Origin of the sequence: Aliarcobacter faecis, from assembly GCF_013201705.1 — a bacterium.
Classification (GTDB): domain Bacteria; phylum Campylobacterota; class Campylobacteria; order Campylobacterales; family Arcobacteraceae; genus Aliarcobacter; species Aliarcobacter faecis.
Genome location: NZ_CP053837.1, coordinates 1,503,080 through 1,517,429, shown reverse-complemented (window position 1 = coordinate 1,517,429; position 14,350 = coordinate 1,503,080). Strand labels below are relative to the sequence as shown.

The following is a 14,350-nucleotide window of genomic DNA, read 5'->3' as shown; positions in this document are numbered from 1 at the left end:
GAAGATGAGCAATGATAATTTAGTAAGTGAATTAAATAGTTATAAAACAAAGAGTTCAAAAAAAATATATGCTTGGATAAGTGTAGTAATAGTTGTAGCTGTTGTAGGAGTATATTTTTTTATGTTCAATTCAGCAAATAAAGTAACAAAAGTTGAATATATAACAAAAAAAGTTGAAAAAGGTGATTTAGAAGTTATTGTTAGTGCAACGGGGAATTTGAATCCAACAAATAGTGTAGAAATAGGAATAGAGGTTTCTGGAACAATAAAAGAGATTTATGTAGATTATAATGATGAGGTGAAAGTTGGGCAAGTTTTAGCAAAACTCGATACTGTAAAACTGCAATCTCAAGTTGATAGTTCAAGTGCAGCTTTAGCAATAGCAAGAGCAAATCAAAAAGAGAGTGAAGTAAATGTAAAAAATAAGAAAATTTTATATGATAGAACTTTAAAAATGTTTAATGAGTCAAATGGAAAATATCCATCAAAAAATGAACTTGATGATACAAGATTTTCATATGAAGCAGCTTTATCTTCACTTGAAGCAACAAAAGCAAAAGTTTTACAGTCTGAATCAAATGTAAAAACAGATAAACAAAATCTTGAAAAGGCTTCAGTTAAATCTTCTATTGATGGGATAGTTCTAAATAGAGAAGTTGAAGTTGGACAAACTTTAGCTGCAACTATGTCTGCTCCAAAGCTTTTTACTTTAGCAAAAGATTTAACAAATATGGATTTAATAGTGAGTATTGATGAGGCTGATGTTGCAGATATTAAAAAAGGTTTACCCGTAACATTTAGTGTTGATGCTTATCCTAATAGAACATTTCATGGAAAAATAAAACAAGTAAGGTTAAATCCAATTGATTCAAATGGAGTTGTAACTTATGAAACAGTTGTTGAAGTAAATAATGAAGATTTAGTTTTAAAACCAGGAATGACAGCAACAGCAAAAATTGTTACAAAAGATAGTAAGGATAAAGTTTTAATTCCAAATAGTGCTTTAAGATTTAAACCAAAAATTCAAGAACAATCTCAAAAAAGTGGTTCTGTTAATTTTGTTGGACCAAATAATAGACCACAAGGTGGAGTTACAAAAGATTTAGGGAAAAGAGAGTTCTCTTCTATCTATATTTTAGAAAATGGTGAACCAAAAAGAGTTATGGTAAAAGTTTTAGATACAGATGGAAAATCTTCAGCTATTGAATCAAAAGATTTAAAATTAGATGATGAGGTAATAATTTCACAAAAGAGTGATAATGCAAAATAAAAAAGCAATAATTGAGTTCAAAAATATTGTAAAAAGCTATGGAAGTGGACAAAATATAACTCATGCACTAAATGGAGTTGATTTAAAGATATATGAGGGCGAATTTGTTGCTATTATGGGAGCTAGTGGAAGTGGAAAATCTACATCTATGAATATGATAGGTTGTTTAGATAAACCTACAAGTGGAGAGTATCTTTTTAATGGTATAAATGTAGAAAAATTAAATAGAAATCAGATGGCACTTTTACGAAGAAACTATTTAGGTTTTGTTTTTCAAGGCTTCAATCTTTTAGGACGAACTTCAGCTTTAGAAAATGTTGAATTACCTTTGATTTATAGAAAAATTCCATCAAAACAAAGAGAAGAGATGGCTACAGAAGCTTTAAAAAAAGTTGGTTTAGGAAGTGTTATAAAGCATACTCCAGCAGAACTAAGTGGTGGACAACAACAAAGAGTTGCAATAGCAAGAGCAATAGTTACAAATCCTTTAGTTCTTCTTGCTGATGAGCCAACAGGAAATCTTGATAGTATAAAAAGTATAGAGATTATGAATTTATTAAAACAGCTAAATAAAGAGTCTAAGATTACAGTTATTATGGTAACTCATGAAGAAGATATGGCTGCTTATGCAGATAGAATAATCTATTTTAGAGATGGACATATTGAAGATAGTTTGAAAAAAGGATTTAAATAATGTTAGTAAATGCTTTTTTAATAGCTATAAAAGAGATAAAAAGAAATATCTTAAGGTCAGTTCTTACAATTTTAGGAATAGTTATTGGTGTTGCTTCTGTTATTGCTATGGTTATGATTGGAGATGGAACAACTCAAAATGTAAAAGATAGTATTACAAAACTTGGAAGTAATATGCTAACTCTTAGAGTAGGGCAAGAAAGAAGAGGAATACCAAGAGAGGATAATAGTTCAAAGCCATTTACAAATGAAGATATAGTTGCAATAAAAAGAGAAGTTACAAATATTAAAGCAGCTACTTCTGAAAGCTCTTCAAGAATGAATATTGTTTATGGAAACAAAAGTCATTCAGCTAGTGTAATTGGAACAGATAATGACTATTTTATTATTAAAGAGTGGGGTTTACAAGATGGAAGAATTTTTGATGATAGTGAATTAGCTAGTGGAAAATCATCTTGTATTATAGGAACAACTATTGTAACTCAACTTTTTGGTGATGAAAGTCCAATAGGTGCAAATATAAGGCTAAAAAATATAACTTGTAATGTAATAGGAGTTTTAACTTCTAAAGGAGCTGCTGCTTTTGGAAATGATCAAGATGAGATAGTAATAGTTCCTACAAATATGTTTCAGCGAAAAATTTTAGGGAAAAAAGATGTATCCTCTATAATAATTTCAATAACACAAGAGCAGTATATTGAAGATGCAAAAACAGATATTACATCTTTAATGCAAGAGCGACGAGCTATAAAAATTGGAGAGCCCGATAATTTTCATATTCGTGATATGAAAGATATTTTAGAGACTATGACATCAACAACAACTATGCTTACATATTTGTTGGGTTCTATTGCTGCTATTTCTTTACTTGTTGGTGGAATTGGTATTATGAATATTATGCTAGTTTCTGTAACTGAAAGAACAAGAGAAATAGGTACTAGACTTGCTATTGGAGCTATGGAAAATGAAGTTTTAATGCAGTTCTTAGTTGAAGCTATAGTTTTATCAACTTGGGGTGGAATTATTGGAATTTTCTTAGGTCTAGGAATTGGTTATGGAGTTGTAAATTTTTTACAGTTACCATTTATTATAAATGAACAAATTATCTTAATATCATTTATTTTTTCTACTTTAATAGGTATTGTTTTTGGATATTTCCCTGCACGAAAAGCTGCAAGATTAAATCCTATTGAAGCTTTAAGGTATGAGTAGGATTTTCTACTTCATATCGTCTTCATAAACTACAACACTCTTTTTTCATTTAAATTTAAGAGTTTTTATATCTATATTGAGTTTTTTTAGTAATTTCTTTTTATATTATTGAAGTTAAATTATAAAATAGCAGAGATTAAATCTCTGCTTTAAGTGGAGTTTTTGTTAAATTGTTTTTAGATTTAGTCTCTTTTGTAGTATTTTGTTTTTTTGGTTGATATAACATATGATGCCATAGAGCAAATCCACAAAATGCAACTCCAGCAACTATATGAGTATTTTTAGCAATCTTATTTTTCATAAACATAGAAGTAACAACAGTCGCACCTAAAGTTGCAGTCATTCCTATTTTTGCTACTTCTCTTTGAACTTCTAAATCAAATAATTTCTCTTCTTTCATTTCTTTTTTTTCTTCTTTCATAAGTTTTTATTGTCTTGTTTACTGTTTTAACTGTTAAAACTCCAGTAATTAGAGTTGCTAATGGTAATAAAAATGGCATAAAATAAATCCTTCTGATAATAATTATCGAAATAATAGTATTTAATTCCTTAAATAGAACTAATAACTATTATTATAATCTATTTTTTTGCTAAATTTACTCCTCTTATTGAGTTAAGTAATAATCCTATTGTTGTACCATTATGTAAAACTGCAGTTACAATTGGAGAAAAGAGTCCAAAAGTTGCCCCTGCAAGTATTCCAGAGTTTATTCCAACTGTTGCATTAAAGTTTGTATTTATTAAACTCATAGTTTTATTTGCATACTCTTTTGCTTCAACAACGGCAGCTATATCATCTTTTAAAAGGCTTATATCCGCTGTTGCTTTTGCTATATCAGCACCTTTACTCATAGATATTCCAACATGAGCTGAAATTAAAGCTGGAGCATCATTTATTCCATCTCCAACAAATGCAACTTTTTTACCTTGACTCATTAGCTCTTTTACAATATCTGCTTTTTCATGTGGTAAAAGTTCAGCTCTTACTTCATTAATACCTAAATCATCTGCTATTTTTAGTGCTTTTGACTTAATATCTCCTGTTAGCATAACTATATTCTTTACACCAAGAGCTTTTAATTTTTTTATTGACTCTTTAGAGTTTTTTCTTATCTCATCGGCTAAACCAATAGTTCCTAAAAGTTTTCCATTGTATCCTATATAAAGTAGGGTATCACTCTTTTTTAAAGAGTTTTCAATATCATTTTTGTGCATTGAGAAATCTATTTTTTCATCATCTTCTAAAAAGTGACGACTTCCAATAATTACAGATTTCCCATCTACTTCTGTTTTTACACCATGAGCTACAATAAATTGAACCTCTTCGTGGTGCATATGTACAAAACCTCTCTCTTTTGCTGCTTTTACAACAGCTTCAGCAACAGGGTGAAAATAGTGTTCTTCTGTTGAAGCAGTAAGGTTTAAAAGCTCATCTGCACTCCAATTTTTATCATAAGAATCAACACTAACAACTTCTAACTCTCCAGCTGTTAAAGTTCCAGTTTTATCAAATACAAAAGTATCTGCACTAGCTAGTGCTTCAATAGATTTTGCCCCTTTTATCATAATACCACTATGTCCAGCTTTTGAAATAGTAGATTTAAAAGCAACTGGAGTTGCTAATTTTAAAGCACATGAGTAATCTGCTTGTAAAACTGAAGCAACTCTTTCAAAATCTCTTGTAAAAATATACGCAGCTGTTGCAAGACCTAAAGTAACAGGTACAAGTTTATCTGCAAGTTTATTTGCTTTTAGTTGAGCAGATGATTTTTCATTTAAAGAGTTTTCTATATAGTGTTTTATCCTTTGAGTTGCTGTATTTGCGCCAACTTGTTCAGCCCAAATTCTAAATCTTCCCTCTTCAACAATAGTTCCAGAAAGAACTCTATCTCCTCTATATTTTGCAATAGGAGTAGCTTCTCCTGTCATTGAAACTTGATTTATAGTTCCTGCTCCATCAATAATATGCCCATCAATAGCAATAGTACTTCCAGCTCCAACAACTACAATATCACCAATATTTAAATCTTCAGTTTTTACTAGAATTTCAGTTACTTTTCCATCTATAATTTTTTCAACCCAAGCTTCTTCGATATTTGGTTTTGCTAACTCTTTTAATAAATCATCACTTTTATGAACAGTTGTTTCTTCTATATACTCTCCTAGTTCTAGCATAGCATTTGTAGAGTTTGCAGCTAAATAATCTTTTCGTAAAATAGAAATAGCAACAGCACCAGCTTCAAGCACATGAGAAGTTAGACCTTCACTAAAAAGCTCTTTTGTTCCATCTATTAAAAGTGGAGTACAAGCAAGAGTTGTAATTGCAGCTTTTGAAGTGTTATTTGTAATTAATCTTTCAGCTACTAATGCAGAACTAGCTAATAGTGTACCTTGCATAGAAGGTTCTTCACTACTTACACAAGTTACACAAACACTATTAGAGTTTTTTGAAGCAGTTTGTAAAAGATTTTCTAATGAGATATTTGTCAGTTTTTCTTCAATTTTTGAGAAAATATCACTATTTAATTCAAAAATGATAGAGTAAGCTTTTTTATTTACTCTTATATTTTTTATCTCATTTAAGTCATTGAAATAGCTTTTTAAAATATCTTCATCTATAAATTTATCTCTTAAAAGTTCTAATTTATATCTAGCTCTAAGTCCTGATTGATGAACTTTTATAAAATTTTTATCCATTTTTTATAACTCTTAATTTCTTGCTTGTGCTGCTGCTTTTGCATCTTCAATTCGCTCTTTCATTTCCTCAACACCAGCTGTTACAAGATTTTTTGCTTTATCAATAACAGAAAAAATATTTTCTTGAGCATTTTTATTTGTCAAAATATATGTTGCAACTGCTCCAATTAAAGCACCTTTGATAAAATCACTATTAAATAGTGAGTTTGTTTGGTTTTGTGTTTGGTTTTGAACTTGATTTACATTTTGATTTATATATGGATTTTGATTTATATTTAATCCTGTTTGATTTGTATTTCTAGTGCTATTTATATCGCTATTATAAGGGTTTCGATTTATACTATTTTGCCCTACAAACTCTTGTTTTTTGTTATTATTAGTCATCTGAATTTTCCTCTAATTTTAAATTTTGGTTTGTTAAATATTTTTGTTCTAATTTCTCTTCAATTACCTCTAAACCATAAATTCCAGCAGCTCCAATAGACATAGCTGTAAATGCTCTTAAATAATTTCCTTCACCAATATAGTTTGCTGTTGCAATAGCACTTCCTGTTGCAATAGCACTTTGTGAAGCTCTTTTTGTAGTATCTTTTATAGCTTCACATTTTTTAAGTTCACCATTTTGATATTTTTTATAGTTTATTGCACCACTTACAACTGCACCTGCAATTGCTCCACTTATTACATGTCCTAAAACATTTCTAGGAGTTCCTGTATCTATTGTTTTCATTCATTTACCTCTGTTTGCGTAGTTTTCTCTTTTCTTGTATATTTTCTTTTTGGTTTTAGAACTTCTGCTTTTTCTTTTGTAGTTCTTGGTTTTCTAGTTTTCTTGATCTCTTTATCTTCTACAATAGAATCTTTTTTTTCAAATTTCTCTTTTGTAGAAACAATTTTTTCTTCAATATCTTTTTTTAAAGTTTCACCTTTTTGTTTTGCTTGATTAAAAATATCTTGACCTCTTTGTTTTAAAGAGTCTCTATTTTTATAAGCGACAACACCCAAAGCTCCCAAAGCCAAACCTGCTATAAATGGTAGTGCCATTTTTTACTCCTTAGATGAATTTTGATTTTCTAAATACCAATTTAATAAAGCAATAAGTCCTGCTCCACTTGCTGCTCCACCTAAAAACTCAAATCCAATGTTTGGAAAAAACTTATTAGCTATAGTTGAAACTGTATTTTCATCTATATTTCCACTCATTAAACTATTTATTATCTCTTGATACTCTTGCATTTTTGCCATCATATCAACATTTTCTTGAGGAAGTCCATTATTATAGTGGTTTATTACACAAGACCTAAAAGCTGGTAAATGGTTGTTAAAAGATGCAGCTTGAAGTCTAAAAAGAACATCAATAATATCATTTTGTGTTGCAAAACTCAAAAGATTATTATACATCTCAATATTTTGAATTTCAGCAGCAACACCCAACTCACAACACTCAATAACACTATTTGGAATTTTTATTTTATCTGCCCAATCATTGATTGGAACTTCTACATTATATTTTTGTGCTAGATTTATAAGCACACTATAATGAACAGCTTCAGCCTCTTTTATATTTGAAAATGGATTTATATTTCCAAATTTTTCTATTACTTTGCTATAAGTTTCATAAGCTTTAAACTCATCATAAATAGCAATTTGTAAAATCTGTTCATCAACACCTATTTTTGAATCTATATCAACTCTTTTACTTTTTAAAATATTGTAGTCAATCGCCATTAAATCACCTCCTTTGCAAGATTATTTATTAAAACTGAGATTTCATCTATATTTTCATTTTTTACCAAATCTTCCCATAAATGTGGTTTGAAAATTTCTGGTTCATAAATGATTGTTACAGATGCTATTATTTTATTTATTTTTATCTCTTTTATTCCAGAGATTTTTTCACTTAGATTTTCAATATCTTTTAAAGAGATATTTCCCCCTTCTTTTACTATTTTTGGATTAACTCTTACTCGTAATCTTCCCGGAGAATGAGCTATAATAGAAAAGTAACTGGCTATTTTTATAATATCTTCAGTCTTTATCAAAATTTCTCTCTTTTTTATAAAATTTTTACATCAAAACTATATAAGAAAAAAGATTTAATTTAGCTAAAAGCCAATATATAGCGATATTTATTATCAATCCATAAGGTTTTAATAATTATTATTAATTTTATTTGATTTTAAGTTTATTTTATTAACATTCTATTAATTATTATCACTAATAGATAATGATTATTAAATATATTATCTCCTAAAAATATATTTAGAAATTTTAATCGAAATTAAAAATTAAAAAAGGATAGAGATGAAAATAAGACTCGCTATGTCTGTTGCCGCAATTTTAGTTGCGGGAGGGGGTACATTACTTAGTGCCAATGAAACAATAAAACTTGATGAAGTTCAAGTTGTAACTTCTGCTACTGGGTATGAGCAAAATGTTGCTGATGCTCCAGCAACAATTTCAGTTATAACAGCTGAAGAATTGGAAAAAAAATCTTATTCAAATATTACAGATGCACTTAAGAATGTCCCAGGTGTTTATGTAAATGGTGGTGGAACTAATCAAACAATTTCTATTAGAGGTATGAGTGCGGCATATACACTTTATTTAATTGATGGGAAACCAATGAATGATGGTCAATTACTTACAACTAATGGTGGAATTTCTGGGGCAAATATTAGCTTTTTGCCACCACTTGAAGCAATTGAAAGAATTGAGGTAATTAGAGGTCCTGCTTCTGCACTATATGGAAGTGATGCTATGGGTGGGGTTATAAATATAATTACAAAAAAACACTCTGATAAAGCAACTGCAAGTATTAAAACAGAATATATTAAAGCTGATTCATCAAATAAAGTAAACAATGATTCAACAAATACTAGTATTTATGCAAATGTTCCTTTAGTAGATAAATTATTATCTTTACAGATTACTGGAGGTTATCAGACAACAGATGAGAGTAGTTTTCAAAAAAATACTTCTGAATCAGGAGAAAGCGAACCAGATTATTCTGTAAAAAATATAGGAGGTAAATTAGTATTTACACCAGATGATAATAATACTATAACAACTGGATATGGTTATACTATACAAGAAAGAACACACAATCCAGGGAAAAGTTATACTCAATATACATCAGCAACAGGAAATCGTGTAGTAATAGCAGGGAAAGATTATATCAAAAGTGGAGATAACTACTATCCTGCATATGATAATGGAACATTAAATGCAATGGGACAACCAGTATATCAATCAGATATTATTCCTAATACTAGGTCTTATTCAAAGTTAGAAAAGACTAATCTTAACTTAAATCATGAAGCAAAATATGATAAACTTTTAGTTAATTCTTACATACAATATGATAAAGATAAAAATAGTTCAATTACTGGAAGAAAAGTGGGTAATATAACAAATCCAGGAGGTATAGAGTTTGAAACTACAACTTTAAATTCACAAGGGACTTACTTTTTTGATACTAACTCTTTAACTTTTGGAGCAAACTATAAAAAAGAGAATCTTGAAGATGGTTCAACTAATCAAAATGCTAGTATGGCTGGAAAAGTTACAAAAATGGAGAGATATCAATGGGCACTATTTGCTGAAGATACTTGGAGTGTAACTGATGATTTAGCTTTAACTTTAAGTGGAAGATTTGATAAAAATGAACAATATGGAAGTGAATTTTCTCCAAAAGCTTATGCAGTTTATAGTTTAACAGATAACTTAAATTTAAAAGGTGGAGTTATCAAAGGTTATAAAGCACCTAGTTTAAGAAACTCTGCACCAGAATATATGCTAAATTCGATGGGTGGAGCACTTATTCCAAATCCTGATTTAGAGCCCGAAAAAAGCTGGACTTATGAAGCTGGAGTTACTTATGATAATCCAGATATTGGACTTGGTGGAAGTTTGATGTTATTTCAAACTGATTTCAAAGATAAAATTACAAGAACATCTAACATTAATGGAAGTAAAGTGCAAAACAGTCAGTTTTATATAGACAATCCAAATCTTCCTTATAATAGTTATGGATATACTAGGCAATTTAATGTTGATAAAGCAGAAATTAAAGGTATTGAACTTACAACAGATTACTATATTTTAGAGAATTTAAAATATAGACACTCTTATACATTTACAGATAGTGAACAAAAATCTGGACAGTATGAAGGAAACCCTTTAAATGATATTTCTAAACATATGTTTAATGCGGGACTTGATTGGGATGTAACTTCTAAATGGTTGTTATGGACTCAAGCAAATTATAGAGGTAAAACAAGTGGAACATCTACAAATGAAGATGATAAAACTCCTTCATATACATTTGTTGATTTAGGTGGTGTTTATAAATATGATAAAAAACTACAGTTTTCAGCAGGTGTTTACAATATAGCAAATAAAAATGTTCTTGATGATGGAAACTCAAATGTTTTGGATGGAAGAAGATATAGCGTTGCTATGAATATGAAATTTTAGAAAAAGCTGAGACTTTAGTCTCAGTTTTTTTTAATTATAAGTTTAAATATAGATTTTATAAATTCTTTTATTTTCATATTTCAATTAAAATTAAATAGTTTTTTTAATATGAAATTTATATTTAAGTTTATATTTAAAAAAAGGTAATAGATGAAAAAAAAAGATGGTTATATTTTAGATGTTTCTTATCCAATATTTTTTTATAAAGAGATGCAAGCACTTTGGCTAAATAGTGTAACAAGTTTTTTAGGTTTTAAAACACCTGATATTACAAAATCTTTCTCCTATTTAGAATTAGCTTGTGCAACAGGAGTAAATCTAATAGTTTGTGCTATAAATAATCCAAATGCCAATTTTGTAGGAGTTGATTTTAATAAAGAGCATATTCAAAAAGCTAGAAAAGATGCTGAGTTTATAGGGCTAAAAAATATAGAGTTTAAACATTGTGATTTTGAAACTTTTTTAAAAGAAAATAAGCAAAATTTTGATTTTATAGTAAATCATGGTACTTTTTCGTGGATTTCTCCAGTTCAGCAAAAAACAATTTTACAAATAGTTTCAAAATTTTTAAATGATTTAGGGATATTTTATCTTCACTATATGTGCCATCCTGGTTCGGTTTCATTATTGCCTATTCAAAAACTATTAAGTGTGGTTGATTCTCATGTACAAGATTCATCAATTAAAAGTATTGAAGTAGGGAAAAAACTATTTAATGATTTAAATAGTGCAGGGGCTTTTGTGGATAATCCAAAAATTGATTCTATTATAAAAACTTTGGAAAATAATAGTAATTCCTATTTATCTCATGAGTTTTTAACAGATTATTGGAATCCTTTATATTCAATAGATGTTCACAAAATGGTTTTTGAAAATACAAAAGCTACATTTTTAGGTAGTGCAAACCCTTGTGATAATATTGATAATATTAGTATTCCTTCTAAGATGCAAGATATTTTAAGAAATATAAAATCACCAGTTTTAAAAGAGTATATAAAAGATTTAGCTAGGGATTCTAAACAAAGAGTTGATATTTTTCAAAAAAATCCACAAATATTTGAAAATGAAGAGCATATAAAAACAATAAATAAAATGAGTTTTAAGCTTCTTCCAAATGCTCCAAAAAGTGGAAGTATGAATTTTAAAACTCCTATAGGAGATATAGAAGCTCCAAAAGAGGTTATTTCACCACTATTAGAAAAATTAGCAAAAAAAGAGATTAGATTTGAAGAGTTAATAACTCTTACTAATTTTAAAAATAATCCTATTTTTTTGATAGAGACAATTTTTCTTTTGATGAATGCAAACTGTTTACATCCAATATCTAGTAGTGCAAAATTGGTAGATAAAATTTTTGTTAAAAAGTTTAATGAAAAAATGAAAGAGGATAATGTTAAATTGAAACTTTTGGCTGATTGTGGAACGGCTATATAATTGTAAGATATAATAGTAATTATCAGTTTTGTTAATATAGTGTTAAAATTGATTTAGTAACATTTTGCAAATAAAAAATAAGAGGAGCATATTTTGAAAAAATTAGTTTATGGTTTTGTAGCATCAACACTATTATTGGTAAGTGCAAATGCACATGAGATTTGGCTTAAATTAGATGATAAAAAGAGTGAGGCTAAACTTTTTTTTGGTCATTTTGAAGATGATGAAAAAGAGGGTGGAGAAGCATTTTCAAGAATCAAAGAGGGTGTTGTTTATCCAAATGATTTAGTAAAAGAGGTAAAAAGAAATAGTGATAATATCACATATACTCTTACTAAAAAAAGTGATATTGTAGTAGTTCAAGAGGGTGAGCCAAGAAAAGGTAAAGATTCAGAAATAGTTACGAAAAGAGTAAATTATGTAAAATCAGGAAGTACAATTAAAGAGCCTATAACTACTTTTGACATAGTACCTGTTGAAACATCTAAGAATCTTTTTAAGTTGGTTTATAATAATCAACCTTTAGTAAAACAAGAGGTAAATGTTATATCTCCAACAGGATGGGAAAAATCTTTTTCAACTAATGATAAAGGAGAGTTTACTATTCATACACCTTGGATAGGGACTTATTTATTACAAGCAAAATTTGAAGATAACACAAAAGGTGAAGTTGATGGTAAAGCTTTTGATAAAACAGTACATGCGATATCTTATACTATTGAAAATAGTCAAGGTTTGACTTGGAAAAAAAATAAGTAAAAAGGTATTAGATGCATAAAACATTATGGTTTAAAATTCATTGGATTTTAGGATTCTTTTTTGGTTTGACTTTAATTATTATTGGAGTAACTGGTTCTACTTTATCTTATCAAAAAGAGTTAACAAAATTTTTTAATAAAGATAGTTATATAGTAGAAGTTCCACAAGATCAAGCAAAACTTTCTGCAAAAGAGTTGTTAGAGAAATATCAAGAGTCTAATCCAAAAGCTAAGATAAATAGTATCTCTTTTTCAAGTAATTTAGAATCTTCTGTTGTATTAAATATAGCTTCAGAAGAGCCAAACGAAAGAAAGGGTAAAAATGTATATTTAAATCCATATACAGCTGAAGTTTTACCAGAGATTAAAGGAAATGATTTTTTCTCTTTGATGCTTAGATTACATAGATGGTTGGCTTTTGAAGGTGATTATAGAACGGTTGGAAAACAAGTTGTAGCTATTTCAACTATTGCTTGTATTATACTTACTATTAGTGGTTTGATTATTTATTGGCCAAGAGTTAAACATGCATTTTTCAAAAGTTTTACTTTTAGTTTCAAACATAAAAATAGAGCATTTTTATCAACTATGCATAGTGCTGTTGGTATGTGGGTAATACCGCTTTTTTTACTTATGACACTTACTGGGCTTTATTGGTCTTATGATTGGTATAGAGCTATGTTATATAATATAGCAGGAGTTGAACAACCTGTAAGAGCTCAACAACCTCAAGCAAAAGAGGGACAAGAAGCAGAAGGGCAAAAAGGACAAGCAGAACAAGGACAAAAGGATAAAAGACCTCAAGATGGGCAAAATGCTAGAATGCAGGGTGAAAAACCAGAAGGTGATATGCCAAGAAAAGAGGGTATGAAACCTGAAGGACAAAAACCACAACAGCAAAAAGCTAAATCAAACTTTAATGAACATCAAAAAGCAATTAATATGTTTGAGATTTTTGTTCAAAAGGATTATGAGAATGCAACTTTGAGATTTCCACAAAAAGGTACTATTTATTCAATTAGTTATTTAGATGTAGATGCAGCCCATTATAGAGCTAGAAATACTATTGAAGTAGATATTAATTCATGGCAACTTTTAAAACATGATAAATATGAAGATAAACCTTTAAATGAGAAGTTAATAGGTAGTATGTTACCTTTACATACAGGAGAATATTTTGGAGTTATAGGGCAAACTTTAGCATTTATAGCTTCTGGATTGATGGCACTATTTGTAATAACTGGTTATATGTTATATTATGATAGATGGAAGAAGAAAAAAGCAAAAGCTTTAAAAGAAAAAGCTAAAAGCTAAGGTTTAAAACCTTAGCTTTTTTTTTGTGAATCTTATTTATTCTTATTGAGTTAGTTTAGTATATTAAACTATAAATACAAAAAATTCTTATTTATCCAAAAAGATATTTTTTATTTAAACTTTTTTTATTATATATAATAAATTGTGATTCTACTGTTAAAATTGTGAAAATAAATAATAGTTTTGAAACTAAATTTTTTGAAAGAAAGTGTTGAGGTAAAAAAGATTAAAAATAGAACTTTTTAGTCCTATTTTTATTTGTTTGTGTTTAGTAGATACTCTACTCTAATAGTGTTTAACAACACTTTTTAAATCCACCACTATTATATTTTTTCTCTATACAGTCATTAAAAAATTCACCTCGTGTTAAAACCTTTTTATCAGGATGAGTTCTTTTCATGTGTTCAAGATATTTTTCATAGCTAGAAAGTCCCACAAGGGGATGAAAAAACTTTTCAGATTTTTCATATAAAGCTTTGATTTGTTTTATCAT

16 protein-coding genes are annotated in these 14,350 nt (G+C 28.6%); 7 read left to right on the top strand and 9 right to left on the bottom strand.

The features are described 5' to 3' along the window. Positions 1-4: 4 nt before the first annotated feature. The 3 genes from AFAEC_RS07685 to AFAEC_RS07675 are packed head-to-tail and all read left to right on the top strand — an operon-like array spanning position 5 to position 3,175. Positions 5-1,270 (top strand): efflux RND transporter periplasmic adaptor subunit, encoded by a 1,266-nt coding sequence (locus AFAEC_RS07685; protein ID WP_026805333.1) that lies wholly within the window; start codon positions 5-7, stop codon positions 1,268-1,270. Then, positions 1,260-1,964 (top strand): ABC transporter ATP-binding protein, encoded by a 705-nt coding sequence (locus tag AFAEC_RS07680; RefSeq protein ID WP_306459114.1) that lies wholly within the window; start codon positions 1,260-1,262, stop codon positions 1,962-1,964. Before AFAEC_RS07685 ends, AFAEC_RS07680 begins: the two co-directional genes overlap by 11 nt. Next, the gene (locus AFAEC_RS07675; RefSeq protein WP_026805335.1) at positions 1,964-3,175 is read left to right on the top strand and encodes an ABC transporter permease; all 1,212 of its coding nucleotides are present in this window, start codon (positions 1,964-1,966) and stop codon (positions 3,173-3,175) included. The genes AFAEC_RS07680 and AFAEC_RS07675 overlap by 1 nt, the downstream gene beginning before the upstream one ends. A 136-nt stretch (positions 3,176-3,311) precedes the next feature. On the opposite strand, the gene AFAEC_RS07670 is transcribed toward AFAEC_RS07675, so the two are convergent. From AFAEC_RS07670 to AFAEC_RS07640, 8 genes are all read right to left on the bottom strand, one after another. Next, complete coding sequence (locus AFAEC_RS07670) at positions 3,312-3,575, bottom strand: hypothetical protein (RefSeq protein WP_051487467.1); 264 nt, start codon at positions 3,573-3,575, stop codon at positions 3,312-3,314. Next, positions 3,553-3,675, bottom strand: coding sequence for a hypothetical protein (locus AFAEC_RS12315; RefSeq protein ID WP_257119353.1), 123 nt, complete (start codon positions 3,673-3,675; stop codon positions 3,553-3,555). The genes AFAEC_RS07670 and AFAEC_RS12315 overlap by 23 nt, the downstream gene beginning before the upstream one ends. Positions 3,676-3,754: 79 nt before the next feature. After that, positions 3,755-5,872: a heavy metal translocating P-type ATPase gene (locus AFAEC_RS07665; protein ID WP_026805336.1), complete on the bottom strand. Its 2,118-nt coding sequence runs from the start codon at positions 5,870-5,872 to the stop codon at positions 3,755-3,757. 12 nt (positions 5,873-5,884) lie between these two features. Beyond that, a complete protein-coding gene (locus AFAEC_RS07660; protein ID WP_051487468.1) occupies positions 5,885-6,256 on the bottom strand; it encodes a hypothetical protein in 372 nt (123 codons plus the stop codon). Beyond that, entirely contained in the window at positions 6,249-6,602 is a 354-nt protein-coding gene (locus tag AFAEC_RS07655) for a hypothetical protein (RefSeq protein ID WP_026805338.1), read from the bottom strand. Before AFAEC_RS07655 ends, AFAEC_RS07660 begins: the two co-directional genes overlap by 8 nt. Further along, a complete protein-coding gene (locus AFAEC_RS07650; RefSeq protein WP_026805339.1) occupies positions 6,599-6,916 on the bottom strand; it encodes a hypothetical protein in 318 nt (105 codons plus the stop codon). The genes AFAEC_RS07655 and AFAEC_RS07650 overlap by 4 nt, the downstream gene beginning before the upstream one ends. Before the next feature lie 3 nt (positions 6,917-6,919). Then, positions 6,920-7,600 carry a ferritin-like domain-containing protein gene (locus tag AFAEC_RS07645; RefSeq protein ID WP_026805340.1) on the bottom strand — a complete coding sequence of 227 codons (681 nt, stop codon included), beginning with the start codon at positions 7,598-7,600 and terminating at the stop codon, positions 6,920-6,922. After that, positions 7,600-7,914, bottom strand: coding sequence for a hypothetical protein (locus AFAEC_RS07640; protein ID WP_051487470.1), 315 nt, complete (start codon positions 7,912-7,914; stop codon positions 7,600-7,602). Before AFAEC_RS07640 ends, AFAEC_RS07645 begins: the two co-directional genes overlap by 1 nt. A gap of 262 nt (positions 7,915-8,176) precedes the next feature. Here AFAEC_RS07640 and AFAEC_RS07635 point away from each other — a divergent pair, with 262 nt between their 5' ends. The 4 genes from AFAEC_RS07635 (at position 8,177) to AFAEC_RS07620 (ending at position 13,857) form a co-directional block, all read left to right on the top strand. Further along, positions 8,177-10,351, top strand: coding sequence for a TonB-dependent receptor domain-containing protein (locus AFAEC_RS07635; protein ID WP_034216202.1), 2,175 nt, complete (start codon positions 8,177-8,179; stop codon positions 10,349-10,351). A gap of 150 nt (positions 10,352-10,501) precedes the next feature. Beyond that, a complete protein-coding gene (locus tag AFAEC_RS07630) occupies positions 10,502-11,785 on the top strand; it encodes a class I SAM-dependent methyltransferase (protein WP_026805343.1) in 1,284 nt (427 codons plus the stop codon). 93 nt (positions 11,786-11,878) lie between these two features. After that, positions 11,879-12,544, top strand: a complete 666-nt coding sequence (locus AFAEC_RS07625) for a DUF4198 domain-containing protein (RefSeq protein ID WP_026805344.1) — start codon at positions 11,879-11,881, stop codon at positions 12,542-12,544. 11 nt (positions 12,545-12,555) lie between these two features. Continuing rightward, on the top strand, positions 12,556-13,857 hold the full coding sequence (locus tag AFAEC_RS07620; protein ID WP_026805345.1) for a PepSY-associated TM helix domain-containing protein: 1,302 nt from the start codon (positions 12,556-12,558) through the stop codon (positions 13,855-13,857). Between the two features lie 295 nt (positions 13,858-14,152). On the opposite strand, the gene kcuS is transcribed toward AFAEC_RS07620, so the two are convergent. Then, positions 14,153-14,350, bottom strand: coding sequence for a KCU-star family selenoprotein (gene kcuS / locus AFAEC_RS07615; RefSeq protein ID WP_026805346.1), 198 nt, complete (start codon positions 14,348-14,350; stop codon positions 14,153-14,155).